Here is a 17793-nt window from a genome sequence, read left to right as displayed (position 1 = left end):
AGGAAGCAGCCGCAAACTGTGTGATGGAGGCGTGTGTCGATGTCGTCTGGGTCCAGCGTGGAGGATCAGTCCCGTTCAATCGGAGCCGAAGAAGGCTTCTTTGCGGACTACTACGAGCATCTGGCGGAGGAGGACGCTCGCACTTATCCGCACGAGCTGCTGACAGCCCGGGCTGAGACCCACCGCGCAGTCGGTTTTGAACGCCGGCCGGGGAGTGCCAACATCTCGATCGTTCCGGAGGGCGACCGCAGCGTTGTGTACATCGTCACCGACGACATGCCTTTCCTGGTAGATTCAGTCAACGCCGAGCTGGTCCGGCAGAATTCGGCCATTCACCTCGTTCAGCACCCCATGTTCGTGGTCACGCGCAACCGCGCAACCAACGAACTCGTCAAGGTGAACAGGGTCCCCTCCAACATCGGCCTCTCCAGCGGCGACACAGCCGCGCTGCCCGTCCTGTCCCACCTGATCGCCCAGGGCGACAATGCTTCCCACATGGAATCCTGGATTGCCGTCGAGATCGGCCGCGCCAGTGATGAAGCCGCTGACCGCCTGCAGGAAGGGCTGGAACGCGTCCTCGGGGACGTCCGGGCCGCCGTCGAAGACTGGCCGAAAATGCGCAACAAGGCACTGCAGATCGCCCAGGACCTCGACAAGGTGGCGCACTCGGCCCAGATCGCAGAGCTGCGCCAGGCCCAGGACTTGCTTCGCTGGCTCGACGAGGGCAACTTCACCTTCCTCGGCTACCGGGAATATGACCTGGTCAACGAAGAAGGCGAGGATGTCTTGGAACTGCGCGAGGACAGCGGCCTGGGCCTGCTGCGGGCGCACCACGATACCCATCAGGTACAGCATCTCACCGACGCGGGCAGGCGCAAGGCCCGCGAAAAGCGCGCCCTGGTCATCACCAAGGCCAACTCCCGCTCAACAGTGCACCGGCCTGCATACCTGGACTACGTCGGCGTGAAAAGCTTCGACGCCGCCGGCAACGTCAACGGCGAGCAGCGGTTCATCGGACTGTTTGCCACCAGCGCCTACACCGACTCGGTGCGCAATATCCCGATTGTGCGGGAAAAGGTCGAGGCCGTGCTGCGCGGTGCCGGATTTCCGCCCGACTCGCACTCCGGGAAGGACCTGCTGGGCATCCTGGAAACATACCCCCGCGACGAGCTCTTCCAAATTGAAATTCCCGACCTTGCCGCGACGGCAGCGGGGATCCAGCGGCTGCAGGAACGGCGCCGGACCCGTCTGTTCCTCCGGCCGGACATATACGGACGGTTCATGTCCGCCGTCGTCTACCTCCCTCGTGACCGGTACACCACCAACGTCCGGCTGAGGATCGAGCAGGAACTCCGGGAGACATTCCACGCTGAGTCGATTGACTTTGAGGCGAGGATGACCGAATCCGCCCTCGCCCGCCTGTTCTTCCGCATCCGCCTGCCGAAGGGCGAGGACGTCAGCCACGTCAACACCGATGCGCTGGAAAAGCGGCTCGTCCGTGCTGCCCGGTCCTGGAGCGAAGGGATCGCCGAGGTACTGCGCGAGCGGAGCGCCGACGATGACGCCAATGAACTGGCGGCCATCTGGGCCGAGGCTTTCCCGCCGGGCTACCGCGTCGACTACGAGATCGAAGATGCCCTCGAGGACATCGCCCGGTTTGAACAGTACGGGGCCGAGGCGGAGCGAACTGTTGGCGCCCGGCAGGAACGGCCGGGCGTCCATGTCTATCTTCCCGAAGGCGCCGGTGCCACCCTCGAGGAGGACGCCAGGGTCAAGCTGTACATGCTGGAGCCGAAGAGCCTGAGCCAGATCCTTCCCTATTTCCACAACCTTGGGCTGGAAGTGCTGGACGAGCGGCCGTTCGAGATCGAGACTGCCGACCGGCGGGACTTCTTCCTCTACGACCTCGGACTGAAGTACCCGGCCGGGGTGGACCCGGTGTCCACGGGCCGGCTGCTGGCGGATTCCTTCGGGGCGGCGGTTTCCGGCGGTGTCGAATCCGACAGTTTTGACCGGCTGGTGCTTCGCGAGGGCATGACGTGGCGGCAGGTCATCGTGCTGCGGGCGTACGCGAAGTACATGCGGCAAATGGGAAACACCAACTCTTTTGAGTTCATGGCCGATACGCTGCTGGCCAATCCGGAGGTCACCCGCGGACTCATTTCCCTGTTCGAGGCACGCTTCGACCCCAGCCTGCCCGAGGCCGAGCGGGCGCGAAAGCAGGCGGCCGTCCGCGCCCAGCTGGTGACGTCGATCGACAACGTCGCTACTTTGGACGCCGACCGCGTGGTGCGGACGTTCACCAACCTGATCGAATCAACCCTGCGCACCAACTTCTACCAGGACAAGCCGCACCTGAGCTTCAAGCTTGACCCCTCGGCCATCGAAGGGCTGCCCTTCCCGCGGCCTATGTTCGAGATCTGGGTCTACTCTCCCCGGGTGGAGGGCGTGCACCTGCGTTTCGGCAAGGTGGCCCGCGGCGGGCTCCGCTGGTCGGACCGCAGGGAAGACTTCCGGACGGAGATCCTGGGTCTGGTCAAGGCGCAGACGGTCAAGAATGCCGTCATCGTTCCAACGGGCGCAAAGGGCGGGTTCTTCGCCAAGCGGCTGCCGGATCCTGCCAAGGACAGGTCGGCCTGGATGGCGGAGGGCGTCGAAAGCTACAAGACGTTCATCCGCGGACTGCTGGACATTACTGACAACCTCGTTACGGAAGCCGACGGCGAACGGCTCGTCCCGCCGTCGAACGTTGTACGGCACGACGGCGACGACTCCTACCTGGTGGTCGCGGCGGACAAGGGCACGGCATCCTTCTCTGACATTGCGAACGGTTTGGCCGCTGACTATGGATTCTGGCTGGGCGACGCCTTCGCGTCCGGCGGTTCGGTGGGCTACGACCACAAGGCCATGGGCATCACAGCCCGGGGTGCCTGGGAGTCGGTCAAGCGGCACTTCAGCGAGTTGGACCTGGACACCCAGTCCGAGCCCTTCACCGTTGTGGGTGTCGGCGACATGTCCGGGGACGTCTTCGGCAACGGCATGCTCCTGTCCAAGCACATCCGGCTGCTCGCGGCCTTCGACCACCGGCACATTTTCCTCGACCCGAACCCGGACGAGGCAACCTCCTACACGGAGCGGCAGCGGCTGTTTGAGCTGCCCCGGTCGTCCTGGGACGACTACGACAAGAGCCTGATCAGCGAAGGCGGCGGGGTCTACCCGAGGCAGGCCAAGTCGATTCCGGTATCGACTCAGGTCCGCTCCGCGCTGGGGCTGCCCGAGGACACGACCCAGCTCAGCCCGCCCGAACTCCTGCGCGCCATCCTGCTCGCACCCGCCGACCTGCTCTACAACGGCGGCATCGGCACCTATGTGAAGGCCAGTTCCGAAACGAACGCCATGGTGGGCGACAAGTCCAATGACGCCATCAGGGTGGATGGCCGCGACCTTCGGGTCAAGGTTGTGGGCGAGGGTGGAAACCTCGGCATGACGCAGCGGGGCCGTATCGAAGCGGCGCTGCAAGGCGTCATCCTGAACACCGATGCCATCGATAACTCCGCCGGCGTCGACTGCTCTGACCACGAGGTCAACATCAAGATCTTCGTGGACCGGATGGTGGCCGCGGGCAAGCTCGACGCCGCCGAGCGCTCGGACTTCCTCGCGGCGATGACCGACGAAGTGGGGCGGCTGGTCCTTGAAGACAACATCGACCAAAACATCCTGCTGCTGAATGACCGGCAGAAGGTCGCCGAATGGAGCCCGAGCTACGAGCGGCTGATGGACTGGCTGGAGAAGACGGCTGACCTGAACCGGGACCTGGAGGCGCTGCCGTCCACTGCTGTCCTGCGGGAACGGCTGGAGCAGGGGCAAGGCCTGACCTCACCGGAACTGTCCGTGCTGGCCGCCTACGCCAAGATCGAACTGGCGACGGCCCTGCGCGAGAGCGACCTGGCCGACGACCCGTGGTTCCGCACGACGCTCCGGCAGTACTTCCCGGTCCAGCTTCGGGAGAAATTCGACGCCGAACTGGACACCCATCCGCTGCGGCGGGAAATCATCGCAACCGTCGTGGCCAACGACATGATCAACCTGGGCGGCATTACCTTTGCCTTCCGGACCATGGAGGAGACCTCGGCGAGCGAGGTGGCTGTGGCCAAGGCGTTCGTGGCACTGCGGGAAATCTACGAGCTGGACGTCATGGTGTCCGAACTCAACGACCTGCCTGCGTCGTTCCCCACTGAGCACTGGAGCACCGTCCACCTCGATGTCCGTCGGCTGCTGGACCGTTCGGTGCGCTGGGTCCTTGCCCAGGGCAACGCGTCGCGGCCCATCGCCGACATCGTCGCCGAGTTCCAGCCGCCAATGGAACCCATGCGGGCCAGGCTGTTGGACTACCTGCGCGGTGACGACCGCAAGCGCGTGGCCTCCTGGCTTGAGAAGGCGCGGTCGTGGGGTGTGCCCGAGGACCTGGGCCACCGCTGGGCAGAGCTGTTCGAGAGCTTCGTTCTGCTTGACATCGCAAAAATCGCGCACAGCCGCAAGGAGCCGGTGGAGGACATCGCAAACGTCTACTACACGGTGTTCAACCGGTTCCACGTGGACTCCCTACTGGAGCGGATCAGTTCCCTGCCTCGGGCGGACCGCTGGCAGGCCCTGGCCCGTGCAGCTCTGCGCGATGACCTCTACTCGACCGTCTCAGACATGACGACGGCGGTCCTGGACTCGACCGAGGAAGGGTCGCCGGCCGAGGACAGGCTCAAGGCCTGGGAGCAGCTGAACGCGGAACATTTGGGCCGGGCGAAGAGCATGTTTGATGAGGTCAACGCCCTCGAAGCGGACGACATGGCCTCGCTCTCGGTAGCATTGAGGCTCTTGAGGTCAATCGTACGACGCTAGGACAAGGTCCCGCCGTCGAAAAACTGGAGGTGCAGTGGCAATCTTTACGGACCCCATCAGGGAGCACGCTGATTTTGGGCCGGGGGATGCCGAGTGGCTGCACCTCCTGGTGGGCGACTGGCAGATGGTGGCCGATCTTGCATTTGCCGACCTGGCCCTGTGGTTTCCCCACCCGGAACACGGCTACGTTGCCCTGGCACACGTGAGGCCCTCCACGACGCATACGGTGTTCCATGCCGACTTCGTCGGGGAGGGCATCCGCTCGGACCTGCAGCCGCTGGTGGACAAGGCGTGGGAGACCCGCACCATTGAGCGTTCCAGTGAGACGAACTGGAGCAGCGACATGGCACTGCGGGTCGAAGCCGTGCCAATGGTCAGGAACGGCCGGACGCTGGCGGTGGTCACCTCACACATGGACCTCTCCAGCTCGCGGATGCCGTCCAGGCTGGAGCTAACGTACCGCCAGTGTGCCTATGACCTGTTGCGCATGGGCACACTGGGCCTCTGGCCGGACTTCGCCTCGCCCACCGGTTCCCGCCGCGGGGCCCCGCGCGTTGGTGACGGGCTGATCCGCCTCGACGCCGAGGGCATCGTGCAGTACGCCAGCCGGAACGGGGTCTCCGCGTTCCGGCGCCTCGGCGACGGAGAATCCCTCGAAGGGCGCTCGCTGGCTGAAGTCACGGCGGGTCTGCTGAAGGACCGCCGCATGGTGGACGAGACGCTGCCTCTTGTTGTCACAGGGCGGATGCCCTGGCGAAGCGAGATAGAATCCCGCGGCGTCAGCCTGTCGCTACGCGCGATCCCCCTCCGCGACGAGCAGCAGCGTTTCGGTGCCCTGGTCCTCTGCCGTGACGTGTCCGAGCTGCGGCGCCGCGAGATGGAGCTGGTCACGAAGGATGCCACGATCCGTGAAATCCATCACCGGGTCAAGAACAACCTGCAGACCGTTGCCGCTCTGCTGCGCATGCAGTCCCGTCGAATGGTCAGTGACGAGGCAAAGCAGGGGTTGGAACAGGCCATGCGGCGCGTGGCGACGATTGCCCTGGTACACGAGACGCTCTCGCAGGGGCTGACCCAAAGCGTCGACTTTGATGAACTGATTGGACGGCAGTTCCGCCTTTCCGCCGAAGTGGCTTCACCGTCCCAGCAAGTCCGGACGCAGCGGTCGGGTTTGTTCGGTGAGCTCCCCAGCGACTTCGCGACGCCGCTGGCGCTGGTGATCAACGAACTCGTCACCAACGCCGTCGAGCACGGACTGGAGGGGCGCACCGGCACGGTGTGGCTGCTCGCCGACCGTTCCGCTGGCGACGACGATGAGGAGCTGCTCACTGTCACGGTGGCGGACGACGGTGTTGGCCTGCCGGAGACGCCCCATGTGGAGGGCCTCGGGCTGCAGATTGTCCGGACGCTGGTCACGAGCGAGCTCGGCGGCACCATCCAGTGGCAGCCCCGCGAGGGCGGCGGCACGGCGGTGCAGATTGTCCTGAGCCTGGCAAGCCGCTAACACGACAAAGGCGACGGCTGCGGACCATAGGGTCCGTGGCCGTCGCCTTTACTTGCGGAGCTTTTGCTCGGGTGCCGTCGTTGCTGACGCGCGCGTTAGGACGCGCGGCGGGCCCTGGCGGCGCGGCGCTTCAGTGCGCGCCGCTCGTCCTCGCTCATGCCGCCCCACACGCCGGCGTCCTGTCCGGACTCCAGCGCCCACTGCAGGCAGGTGTCAACGACCGGGCACCGGCGGCAGACGCTCTTGGCTTCTTCGATCTGCAAGAGAGCGGGGCCAGTATTGCCCACGGGGAAAAACAGCTCCGGGTCCTTGTCGAGGCAGGCCGCGCGGTTACGCCAATCCATGCTGATCAGTCACTCCATTCCTGGGAAGTCAATACCCTTGTGAAAATATTCACTAGGGCTTACATAGGAAAGGGGCCCTGGAGGGCCCCCTTGGTCATCTGGATCAAGCGTTTCATGTTAACGCTGTGTAAACAAGGGGTAGTGGACCACGAAATCCCCAAGAAACGTGAGCGATGCATCACATCAGCGGGCTGTCCCGCCGTCAGTCGACTATCTCGGGTAGTGTGCCAGTGTGTCAAGACCCCCAGAAGACCCTTCCGGCCCGTTCGCTGATGCCGGAGACGGCGGACTGCCGGAGGACCAGGCCGCCCCGGGAACGGAGCCTTCAGGTCCCGTCCGTCCCCGCGCCGTCGCCGTGATCTCTGGGATCGTGGCAGCGGAGGCCACGGCCCTGCTGGGCGCAGCAGCCTGGTATGGTTTCCAGCTGGTCAGCGGGGCGCCTGTCATGTCGTTTTGGGGTGCCGTTTTCACGCTCGGACTGCTCCTGGCTTTTGCGTCGTGGCTGTATGCCGTTGCCGTGTTCCTGTTCCGGGGCTTCCGCTGGCCGAGGGCCGGTGCGCTGGTGGCCCAGCTGTTCGTGCTGACCATCGGCTTCCCTACGCTCACCGGCGGTTTCCCGGTGGCTGGCGCCGCGATGCTGATTCCGGCCGCCACGGCCATCGTCCTGCTGTTCGACAAGCGCGTGATCCGCTTCGCCTCCCGCGCCGCTTCCGCTCCGCCGGCACTTTAACGCCTTCTGACTTCGTCGTCGGCCACCGCCAGCTGAACGGGCACCGCCGTGCCGTCCGCCACGAGCAGGGCGCGTCCTGGTGGGGGATGGGGATCTGGCTCGATCCGCAGGCCGAAGATGTCGCCATCCAGCGGACTGCGGGGCGCTATGAGGATGCCCCTGCCGCCACTGCGGGCTGCCATTGCGAGCGGGACACGCTGCATCAGTGACTGGCTGAACGCGGCTGAGAAAATTGTCGCCCAGCCGCGGCTGTTCAGCTCCACGAGTTGCTGCTGGGAAATGGCAGGCAGCATGTCGGCATCATCGACGAGGAGAATGGCGTCCTTGGGCAGGCTTCCTTCTACCGCGTCACGGTGGACCGAACCCCAAAAGTCGCCGGGATGGGACGCCGGGCCGGGGTGCAGCCAGCTGGCCACGAAGGGATTGAGCACCTGCAGGGAAGCCAGGAACGAGGACTTGCCCGACCCGGCGCTGCCCAGCACGGCAAGGACAGCGCCTTGGGGCAGGCGCACCCCGGCAGGGGCGGGTTCATCCCCGCCCACGCCGACCACCAGGCACCGGGCGGCTGTAAGCACCGGTTTGGCCGCCGCGTGATCTGATCCGTGCAGAGGGACGTCTGAAGCAGGCCCGTCGGAAGCAGCGTCGCTTGAAGCTCGACATGCTCTGGGCATCCGGGAGAGTACGTCCGCCACAGAGAGCTGCAGCGGAAGAGGATCCACGCGGAAGGGCCTAACCCGCACCGGCCCCTGCATCGCTTCGCCGAGGGCAATGACAGTTCCGGAACCGGCACGTGGACCTTCTGGACCATAGAGCTGGCAGACCGCCTGGCGCCCGGCCGACAAAGTACCGGATGCCACGGCACGGCCCGGAATTGGTGGAAGGTCGGGCATCTTGGGCCACGCCAGCCTGCTCTCGGCGCTGGCGCCCCGCGGGCAGTAGATGCGGTTGGGGATGGCAGGGAAGAACCGTGACGTCACGAGTTCCCGGTCGCCGGAGATCACCACGGTGATTCCGGCACGGTGACCGTCCCGGACGATGTCCTGGACATGGTCCTCGGCGCGGGTCAGAGGGCCGGAGCGGAGGGCCGATAGCCAGGAGCCCCAGCCTGAAATGACCAGCACCAGCGGCGGCCCCAATGCGGCCGGGAGCTGGCTGAGCCGCCCGGACGCTTCGGCCGCCAGGCGCTCCAGGAGGCGCACACCGCGGCGGAGGTCGTCCAGGTTTACAAAGGACCCTGCGCGGTGCGCGCCCGCCATTCCCGCCAAGGACCCGTCCGCATCGAGGGCATAGAGGTGGCATTCCGCAGGATGGGCCAGCAGCTGTTGCATCGCCATTGACATGGCGTGGGCGGCATCCGGGGAACTTGCGCCGATCAGCGCCAGATGCCCATCGGTTCCGGGCCGCCAGGTGAGGCGGGCCAGCCGCTGCTCCTCGGGCAGGTCCAGCAAGCCCAGCCCGACGGCGGCGTCCCCGGCAGTCGCCGGGACGGCGTCTGCAAGGACGGGGCAATCTGCGGTGAGTGCGGCCAGGTCGGCGGGATCGGTCAGCACGTCCGGAAGCGGTGGAGCCAGCGGACGGCGCACCGGAAGACCACTCATTCCGGCCCAAAGGGAGGCAGTCAGTTCCACCACAGGCGTGGCAGCGTCCGACGGCGTTGCCGGCGGAAGGCTGCTGCAGGTGACAGAAGGCAGCATCACCAGCGCCTCGGTGGCCTCAAGCGCCCTGACCCGGCACGTCGCAGGGTCCTCGCCGGTGCCGGCAATAGATGCTGACTGGAACTCCTCGGCAGTTTCGGTACCCCTCGCCAGATAGGCGCGGCCGGGCCGGTTGACGGGTATTGCCGATGCCGCATTGGTGCCAATCACGTCGGCTGACTCGTGCGCGGACTGCACCCGAAGGGCGATGCTAGTAGTGACGTTCGCCCGGATATCCGCTGTAAGGGCCCCCTGCGGACGCTGGGTCGCCATGATCAGGTGGATGCCCAGGGAGCGGCCAATGGCAGCGATCCTCATTAGCTCGGTCAGGGTCTCCGGAGCGTCCTCGACGAGCATCCGGAACTCATCGATGATGAGGATCAGCTGGGGGAGGGGTGGTCCGTCCGCAGGCGCCATGCGATAGGCGGCCAGGTCCGGGGCGCCGGCTGCGGCAAGCACCTGCTCACGCCTGCGGACTTCCGCCCGCAGTGACACAATCGTGCGGTCCAGCTGGTTGCTGGCCAAGTCTGTCAGCATGCCGACGCAGTGGGGGATGCCAGTCAGAGGACTGAGTCCGGACCCGCCCTTGAAGTCGAAGAAAAGAACATTGACGCGGTCCGGCGGGTAGCACAGGGCGAGCCCGGCGGTAATAGTGCGAAGGAGTTCCGATTTCCCGGCGCCGGTGGTGCCCGCAACGAGGACGTGCGGGCCATCCGCCTCAAGATCCAGGACACGCGCTCCCCGGTCGGCTCGGCCCAGGGGGATGGTGAGTCCCGGTTCCAGTCTGCCTGCCGCCCAGCGTCTGGCGGTCGCAGCAGCCGACATGTCAAGGACATCGCTCAGCCCGCAGCTCGCAGGGAGGGGGTGCCCGCCGGCCGGCGACTCTGGGTGGGACCGGCGGTATGTCCGGCAGTAGCGGTCGAAAACGGCGGAGGGCACCAGGTCTGCAACGAAGCGGTGGTGCCTTGCCCGCGCCCGAAGCATGGCTCCGCGCTCGCCGAGTTCAATGTCGGTTTCCGCCGGCTGCTGTCCGCGGCCCGGCAGATGGACCACCCGCCATCCGAGACCGCGGGCAGTTGCGATGATGCCTGCCTCCGGGGTGCCGTCTGCTGCTTCGCCGAAGAGCAGGAGGATGCGGGACGCATCCTGTCCGCCGGACGCGTCCGTTACGGCCGCCAGGGTGTCGGGAATCCTTGAATGGAGTGAGACCCCGGGAAGGAACCGCGCCGCGAGCGGCAGGGCGGAAGCCGGTCCGTGAATCGCGATCCGGGTGCCCCTGGCCAGCGGATATCCAGTGAGCTGCATCAGGAACGAATGGACCAGACCGCGTACCTCCGGCTCTGGCCCCCGGACGGAAAGGACCCCAAGGTCAGGATCAAGGAGCAGCGGCACTGCGCCGAGCCCAGGGGGTTTGAAGCCCGGCGGGTTTGGCTCCAGGCGTACATTGGCCAGTTGTTCAGCCAGGCCGAGTCTCAGCCAGACGCCCGGTGCAGGCCTTGGCGCTTCCTTGTGCTTTGACGTCTCCCGTTCTGTACTCCGGCCGGCGCCGGCGGGGCTCCGCGCGGGAACCGCAGCGCTCAGCGCAAGATCAGCAGCGGACGGTGCGGACCGCCGTCGTCGATCCAGATCCTGCGCAACTGCTGCCGCGACAGCCGATCTGAGCTCGCGGCGCTGCCGGGCGCCCGAGAACACCGGGACAAGTAGTGACACTGCCGACACAGCGGTGAAGGCCAGGAACATCCACGACCCGGTCACCAGCACGAGCCCCACCCCTATGATCACCGGGAGAACCGCCCCGAGGAGCAGCATGGACCGGCCCGCCGGCACAGCCGGGTGTGACACGGTCAGCGGCTCCGCCACAGAGCTCCCGGCGAACCCAAGCTCGGCGCCCCGTGCCCCTGACGGCGCCGCCAGCACGACCGACATGGACGAATTGCCGCAGCGAATACGGGAACCGATCGCGACGGCTGTTTTTGACACCCGTTTGCCGTCGACCTCGGTTCCGTTAATGCTGCCAAGGTCTACCAGGGTTAGTGACTTGTCCGTAACTTCGAGTCTGGCGTGCTCGCGGGAGAGATCGGCATCCGGAATCGTCAGTTCGGCGTTGGTCCGGCCGATTCTGTAGCTTCCCCGTCGCAGCGGAAGAACAGAGCCTGCGGCGGGACCGCTGTCCACCACGAGAAGCACGGCAGCGGGAAGCTCGCCGTCCGCTCCGGCCTCGGACACGGCGGCGTCGGACCCGCCACCGGTGGAAGCACCGTCAACCACAACAGCCCCGTCGACCAAGGGGCTTCTGCCGACTGTTAATAGACCCAGGCGCCTGCCCTCCACTGACAGCCTGCCGGTCTGGAACCGGCGCGAGAGTTCGGTTTCCAGATCGGACCCTGGGCACCCGTCCGGAGCCGAGACCGTCAGCTCGACCGGTCCGCCTGGGGATAGGGACCCGGGAGCGCGTACCAGAGTGCATTGCAGTTCCATGCGTATCCTCCTTCCCGGGCCCTTTTGGTGGAAACGCTAGTCCTCTTCACATGCGAGCCGATCCTGCATTTCCGTGTATGTGGACAAACCCCCGCCGGACTGCGGTCACTGCCGCCGGGGGAGACTCGGGTAGGCTAGGTCAGCAGACAATGCACAACGTTGGGCTGCCCGAATTCGAAACAGGAGATTTAGTGACTGCTGACCTCGTCATCGTAGGATCAGGCTTCTTTGGCCTGACGATCGCAGAACAGGCCGCCAGTGAGCTGGGCTTGAAGGTAGTCGTCCTCGACCGCCGCCACCACATCGGAGGCAATGCCTACAGCGAGAAGGAAGAGCAGACCGGGATCGAGGTTCACCGCTACGGTGCGCACCTGTTCCACACGTCGAACGAGCGCGTCTGGGAGTACGTCAACCGCTTCACCGCCTTCACGAACTACGTGCACAAGGTCTATGGCGTGCACGGCGGGGAGGTTTTCTCCCTGCCAATCAACCTGGCCACGATCAACCAGTTCTTCCGCGCCAACATGACGCCGGGCGAGGCGAAGGAACTCATCCAGGAACAGGCCGGGGAACTTGCCGGCACCGATCCCCAGAACCTGAACGACAAGGGCATTCAGCTCATTGGGCGTCCGCTTTACGAAGCCTTCATCAAGCACTACACCGGCAAGCAGTGGCAGACGGATCCCAAGGACCTGCCGGCGGGCATCATTTCCCGCCTTCCCGTCCGGTACAACTACGACAACCGGTACTTCAACGACAAGTACGAGGGTCTGCCGACCAACGGCTACACGGCCTGGATAGAAAAGATGGCCGAACACCCGAACATCGAGGTCCGGCTCAACACGGACTTCTTCGACGAGTCGCACGAGTACAGCAAAGGCAAAGTGGTCGGCAGCATCCCGGTGGTCTACACCGGACCCGTGGACCGCTACTTCGACTACGCTGAGGGCGACCTGTCCTGGCGCACCATTGACTTCGAGGAAGAAGTGCTCGACGTAGGTGATTTCCAGGGCACTTCAGTGGTCAACTACAACGATGCCGATGTGCCCTACACCCGCATCATCGAGCCCCGCCACTTCCACCCGGAACGCGACTACCAGGCCGAGAAGACCGTCATCATGCGCGAGTTCTCACGTTTCGCGGAAAAGGGCGATGAGCCCTACTACCCGATCAACACGAGCGCAGACCGCGAACGTTTGCTCAAATACCGCGATCTCGCTGCAGACGAAAAGAACGTTCTTTTCGGCGGCCGGCTCGGTACGTACAAGTACCTTGACATGCACATGGCCATCGGGTCGGCGCTAACAATGTTCGACAACCAGATTCGGCCCCATTTCGAAAGCGGAGCCAACCTTGAAAGCGGGGGCGTTGACGCATGAGCGCAGCCGCTGACCAACAGTGGATGACGCTGCAGCGGGTGATTCTTCCGCCTGAGTCCCAGACGGACACTCTTTCGCTGTACGTGGATGCCGGCCCAGCCAGCGGAATACGGCTCAGCGAAACAGATGAGTTCGCGCGAAACCCAAAAGCACTGGATGAGAAGCTCCACCTGGTGAGCTCGGGCGGCCGCGAAGTCCACTTCGAAGACATACTCTCGCGGCATTCGCTGAAAGTCCGGGCGGGGGAGCAGCTTTCATTCGGAACGTACTTTAACGCCTTCCCTGCCAGTTACTGGCGGCGCTGGACCCCCTTGCGGTCCGTGCGGCTCGTCGTGCGAACCAGCGGCCACGGAACCATCACGGTCAATAAGTCGAATGCGCGGGGGACGCTGCAGCGTGTGGACGGAGCGCGTGTTGACGGCGACGCCGTCACCGTTTTTGATCTTTCGCTAAAGCCGTTTGGAGACGGCGGATGGTTCTGGTTCGACCTGGCCTCCAGTCGCAAAGACCTCACGCTGGAATCCGCGGAATGGCTGGGTGAGGATCACGGCCGCGAGCCCGGCGCGGTGACCCTTGAGATCACCACCATGAACAAGCCTGACTTCTGCCTGAACAACGCCCGAATCCTGGCGGAGAATACTGACGCGCTGAAGCATGTGCGGGAAGTCCTGATCGTGGATCAGGGAACGCAAAAGGTCGCGGACCAGCCAGGGTTTGCTGAGGTTGCTGCAGAGTTGGGCGGCAAGCTCCGCATTATCGACCAGGACAACCTGGGCGGATCCGGCGGCTTCGCACGGGGAATGTTTGAAGCCGTAGAAAACGGCAGCGACTACGCCCTGCTGTTGGACGACGATGTAGTGATCGAGCCGGAAAGCATCATTCGGATGCTGACGTTTGCTGACTACTGCAAGCGGCCCACAATTGTCGGCGCACACATGTTTGACCTGCACAGCCGCACCGTCCTGCATTCCTACGGTGAAGTCGTGGATTCATACCGGTTCCTGCCTGCCCATCCGCACGATGATATGGAGATGCGGCACGACTTCAGTCTCGCCAATCTCCGCCAGACGCCCTGGCTGCACCGCAGGGTGGACGTGGACTTCAACGGGTGGTGGATGTGCATGATCCCCACCTCGGTGATCCGTAGCATCGGATTGCCGCTTCCCATTTTTATCAAGTGGGACGACATCGAGTTCGGGCTGAGAGCCCGCGAGGCAGGCTTCGCTACGGTCTCGCTCCCCGGGGCGGCCGTGTGGCACGTTTCATGGGTGGACAAAGACGATCTCGTGGGGTGGCAGGCCTACTTCCACGGCCGTAACCGCCTCATGGTGGGGCTCATGTACAGCACGCACGCCAAGGGCGGCCGCATGATCCGTGAGTCATTCCAGTCCGATGTTAAACACCTCGTGTCCATGCAGTACTTCACGGAGCACGGGCGGCTGGATGCTCTGGAAGACCTGTTTGAAGGGCCAGCGGGGCTGCATGAGAACCTCGCCACAAAGCTGGCGGAGATCAACAAACGGCGTGAGCTCTATTCCGATGCGCAGATGCTGGAGGATATCGACGATTTCCCCGCACCGGCCGCGGGCCGCGGGCCGTCCGGGGTGAAACCGATTGGCCTTCCCAACCGGAAGGACCTGGTTAAGTGGGGCGTCAGGACCGTAGCCCGGCAACTGGTCAAAAGGCCGGATGCGGAGGCCGCGGAGCGGCCGCAGGGCTTCCTGGCCCACCGCGACAACCGGTGGTTCAGGTTGGCCCACTACGACAGCGTGGTGGTGTCCAACGCGGATGGAACTGCTGCCTCCTGGTACCGGAGAAACCCCCAGAAGTTCAAGAAGATGCTGGTCGAAGCAGGCCAGCAGCATGCCCGCCTGTACCGGCGCTGGGAAGAGCTCGGCGAGCAGTACCGCAGCGCGCTACCGCAGATCACCTCGTTCGATGCATGGCGGAAGACGTTCGGGATCAGTGCCGGGGAGGACAGCTGAGTGTCTGCTGGCCCGGATGAACTGACGCGGCCGGGGCGCGGCCGCGGGATCGTCGACGTCTTCCAACATAGGTTCCTGCTTCAACTGCTGGTTCGCAAGGAAATCAAGATCCGCTACCGCGGCTCAGTGCTGGGACTTCTTTGGTCCTACGTCAAGCCCCTGATGCAGTTCTCGATCTATTTCGTCGCGCTCGGCATCTTTCTCGGGATGCAACGCGGCACGCCAAACTATGCGATATACCTTTTTTCCGGCATTGTGCTGGTCAACTTCTTCACGGAATCGCTTGGCAACGCGACCCGTTCCATCGTGGACAACCGGGACCTGATCCGGAAAATCTACCTGCCCAGGGAACTCTTTCCGGTATCCACCGTATGGGTGTCGGCAGTGCACCTCTTCCCGCAACTGGTTGTCCTCATGGGGGCATGCCTCCTTGGCGGATGGCGCCCCTCGATCCTGCAGCTTCTTGCGGTCATTGCTGCGCTGCTGCTCGTTGCCATCCTGTCCACTGGCCTGGGGCTGCTTTTCGGTGCCGCCAATGTCTATTTTCGCGACTCCGAGAACATTGTCGACATGATTCTGATGGTAGTCACCTGGGCCTCGCCAGTTCTGTACCTCTGGACAATGGTGGAGGAGGTCATGCGCGGCTGGTTCTTTGTCTACATGCTGAACCCGGTGACGGTGGCCGTGGAGATCTTCCACTGGGCCTTCTGGTCGCCGACGCTCAGCGCCGAACAGTCTGCCGCCGTCGCTATGCCGCCTGACCTCCTGTCAGTGTGGTTCCCGGCGTCGTTCGGCGTGGCGGCATTGGTCCTTGCGATTGGCCAGGTTGTCTTTATGAAGCTTTCCGTCCACTTTGCCCAGGAGCTTTAGTATGACTGTGCCTGCAGTCGCATCCGATACCGTCGCTATAACCTGCCGGAATCTCCGGAAGAAGTTTGTCCTGAGGCATACCCGGAGCATGAAGGAAGCCATTGTTTGGCTGCTTACGGGCCGCAAGGGCGACCTGTCCAAGAAGTTTGACGCTCTGAAAAATGTCTCATTGGACGTTGAACAAGGGGAGACAGTGGCGCTCCTTGGCCTCAACGGATCCGGGAAGTCAACACTCTTGAAACTCATCTCCGGGGTTCTGCAGCCGGATGAGGGAACTGTTCACACCCGTGGCCGGGTGGCGGGCCTGATCGAGGTCGGTGCCGGATTCCACCACGACTTGAGCGGACGGGATAACGTTTATCTGAATGGCGCGATCCTGGGAATGACCGAGCGGCAGATCACCGATATGTTCGATTCGATTGTCGAATTTGCCGAGATCGGGGAGTTCATCGACACCGAAGTGAAGTTCTACTCCTCGGGGATGTACTTGAAGCTGGCCTTTTCGATTGCCGTTCATACCGACCCGGAAGTGTTCCTCATCGACGAGATCCTGGCGGTGGGGGATGAGCCTTTCCAACGGAAATGCATTGCCAAGATCAAGGAGCTGTCCGCCAAGGGCAAGACCCTTTTCGTCGTGAGCCATGACCTGGACCTTGTGGCAACCGTCTGTGAGCGGGGCGTCCTGCTGGAACACGGCGAGGTAAAGATGGACGGCCCTGTCCGCGATGTGGTGGCAGAACTTCGCCGGCGCTCTGCTGCCTAAGGATGGAAGCGCCCGACTCAACATCCGGTGCCGCCGGGAAACGAACCGAACTAGTACTGAGGAACATATAGATGGCCAGGACCAAGGACAGTGGACACACCGTGCGTGCAATCGGACGCCGTAGCTTCCTGGCGGCCGTCGGTGCGTTGCCGCTTGCATTGGCGGCCTGCTCGGGTGATGAGCAAGCCGTACCCGCAGTCACGCCCAGAGCGGACGCCTTCCCGGTGACGATGCGCCATGCCTTTGGGTCGACCACCATCGATGCCCCGCCGACACGCGTTGTGGTGCTTGGAGCCCTCGAGGCAGACACGTGTGCAGCGCTCGGGTTGGGCCCGGTAGGGATGCCACAGGGAGACCAGTCTCCCTGGCTGCAGGTGGCGTTGAATGACATCAGCGCTCCAGCTCCAAGCTATTTCAATGACGGCCGCGGGGTTCCCGTTTCCGAGATCGAGAAGCTTGAGCCCGATCTCATCCTTTCCCTGACCAACACGCTGTCCAAAGCAAACTATGATGCCCTCTCAGGCCTTGCTCCCGTCGTCGTGCCTGAAGCGACCGCTGAGGACGGCGACTGGCGTAGTGCTGTCACAGTTATTGGCCGGGCCTTGGGCAGGCAGGACGCTGCAACGGAGCTTGTGCGAAAGACCGAGACGTCCATGAAAGACGCTGTCCGGGACTATGCCGCGTTGAAGGGGACAAGTGTTATCTACCTGCGGGCATCTTCAGTGGCCGGTGCAGATGTGCGAGTGTTCGCGCAGGCTTCGAATCCCATGCAGCTGGCCGAAGAGTTTGGATCGGTCGCTGCCCCTTGCTTGCAAGTAGTCAAGGCAGAAGGGAAGAGCTATACAGATCCCACGGCGCAGCCTTCATTCATATGGCCGCACGAGCGCGCCCTTGAGCTCAGCGCCGATATCATGGTGATTGCTCTCGGTGCCGTTGATATGACGGACTATAGGGCGACCGGTAAGGTCCCTGGGCTTCCGCGTTTTGGCAACGGACAACCGTACTTCATCACGGGAAATGAAACGCTGGCGATGGAAAGCGGCACACCTCTCAGCATGGCATGGGCCAGCCGAAATCTTGTGCCGGAACTGGCGAAGGCCGCCTACCTCTCCGGTCAAAAATAGGCGTCTGAAATACCCCCCAAAAAACGAAC

The 17793-nt window shown here is 63.9% G+C and carries 10 protein-coding genes; 8 read left to right on the top strand and 2 right to left on the bottom strand.

Features of this window, described 5'->3' with window-relative positions; genetic code table 11:
* Positions 1 to 39 precede the first annotated feature (39 nt).
* Positions 40 to 4893 (top strand): NAD-glutamate dehydrogenase, encoded by a 4854-nt coding sequence (locus ACTHQX_RS01220; RefSeq protein ID WP_440155271.1) that lies wholly within the window; start codon positions 40 to 42, stop codon positions 4891 to 4893.
* Between the two features lie 34 nt (positions 4894 to 4927).
* Positions 4928 to 6397: a sensor histidine kinase gene (locus tag ACTHQX_RS01215; protein WP_440155270.1), complete on the top strand. Its 1470-nt coding sequence runs from the start codon at positions 4928 to 4930 to the stop codon at positions 6395 to 6397.
* A 95-nt stretch (positions 6398 to 6492) separates the two neighbouring features.
* Here the strand turns inward: ACTHQX_RS01215 and ACTHQX_RS01210 are convergent, their stop codons facing one another.
* Complete coding sequence (locus tag ACTHQX_RS01210; RefSeq protein ID WP_003804966.1) at positions 6493 to 6741, bottom strand: WhiB family transcriptional regulator; 249 nt, start codon at positions 6739 to 6741, stop codon at positions 6493 to 6495.
* A gap of 232 nt (positions 6742 to 6973) precedes the next feature.
* On the opposite strand from ACTHQX_RS01210, the gene ACTHQX_RS01205 reads away from it, so the two are divergent.
* Positions 6974 to 7471, top strand: coding sequence for a hypothetical protein (locus tag ACTHQX_RS01205; protein ID WP_440155269.1), 498 nt, complete (start codon positions 6974 to 6976; stop codon positions 7469 to 7471).
* On the opposite strand, the gene ACTHQX_RS01200 is transcribed toward ACTHQX_RS01205, so the two are convergent.
* Complete coding sequence (locus ACTHQX_RS01200) at positions 7468 to 11433, bottom strand: FtsK/SpoIIIE domain-containing protein (protein ID WP_440155268.1); 3966 nt, start codon at positions 11431 to 11433, stop codon at positions 7468 to 7470. The genes ACTHQX_RS01205 and ACTHQX_RS01200 overlap by 4 nt on opposite strands.
* Before the next feature lie 401 nt (positions 11434 to 11834).
* Between ACTHQX_RS01200 and glf the strand changes: the two genes are divergently transcribed.
* The 5 genes from glf to ACTHQX_RS01175 all read left to right on the top strand — a co-directional run bounded on the left by glf (position 11835) and on the right by ACTHQX_RS01175 (position 17764).
* On the top strand, positions 11835 to 13022 hold the full coding sequence (gene glf / locus ACTHQX_RS01195) for a UDP-galactopyranose mutase (protein WP_236804108.1): 1188 nt from the start codon (positions 11835 to 11837) through the stop codon (positions 13020 to 13022).
* Positions 13019 to 15007, top strand: a complete 1989-nt coding sequence (locus tag ACTHQX_RS01190; RefSeq protein WP_440155266.1) for a glycosyltransferase — start codon at positions 13019 to 13021, stop codon at positions 15005 to 15007. The genes glf and ACTHQX_RS01190 overlap by 4 nt, the downstream gene beginning before the upstream one ends.
* Positions 15008 to 15877 (top strand): ABC transporter permease, encoded by an 870-nt coding sequence (locus tag ACTHQX_RS01185; protein ID WP_236804104.1) that lies wholly within the window; start codon positions 15008 to 15010, stop codon positions 15875 to 15877.
* A gap of 1 nt (position 15878) precedes the next feature.
* Positions 15879 to 16640, top strand: coding sequence for an ABC transporter ATP-binding protein (locus ACTHQX_RS01180; protein WP_440155265.1), 762 nt, complete (start codon positions 15879 to 15881; stop codon positions 16638 to 16640).
* A 71-nt stretch (positions 16641 to 16711) separates the two neighbouring features.
* Entirely contained in the window at positions 16712 to 17764 is a 1053-nt protein-coding gene (locus ACTHQX_RS01175; RefSeq protein WP_236804100.1) for an ABC transporter substrate-binding protein, read from the top strand.
* Positions 17765 to 17793: the final 29 nt, after the last annotated feature.

Source organism: Arthrobacter sp. SAFR-023, from assembly GCF_051965295.1.
Taxonomy (GTDB): Bacteria; Actinomycetota; Actinomycetes; order Actinomycetales; family Micrococcaceae; genus Arthrobacter.
This window is presented reverse-complemented; position numbering and strand designations above follow the sequence as displayed.

What these genes read in the sequence shown, in the direction of transcription:
- ACTHQX_RS01220 (WP_440155271.1), top strand. Translation starts at nt 40, where the DNA reads ATGTCGTCTGGGTCCAGCGTGGAGGATCAGTCCCGTTCAATCGGAGCC.
- ACTHQX_RS01210 (WP_003804966.1), bottom strand. Translation starts at nt 6,741, where the DNA reads ATGGATTGGCGTAACCGCGCGGCCTGCCTCGACAAGGACCCGGAGCTG.
- ACTHQX_RS01190 (WP_440155266.1), top strand. Translation starts at nt 13,019, where the DNA reads ATGAGCGCAGCCGCTGACCAACAGTGGATGACGCTGCAGCGGGTGATT.
- ACTHQX_RS01180 (WP_440155265.1), top strand. Translation starts at nt 15,879, where the DNA reads ATGACTGTGCCTGCAGTCGCATCCGATACCGTCGCTATAACCTGCCGG.
- ACTHQX_RS01175 (WP_236804100.1), top strand. Translation starts at nt 16,712, where the DNA reads ATGGCCAGGACCAAGGACAGTGGACACACCGTGCGTGCAATCGGACGC.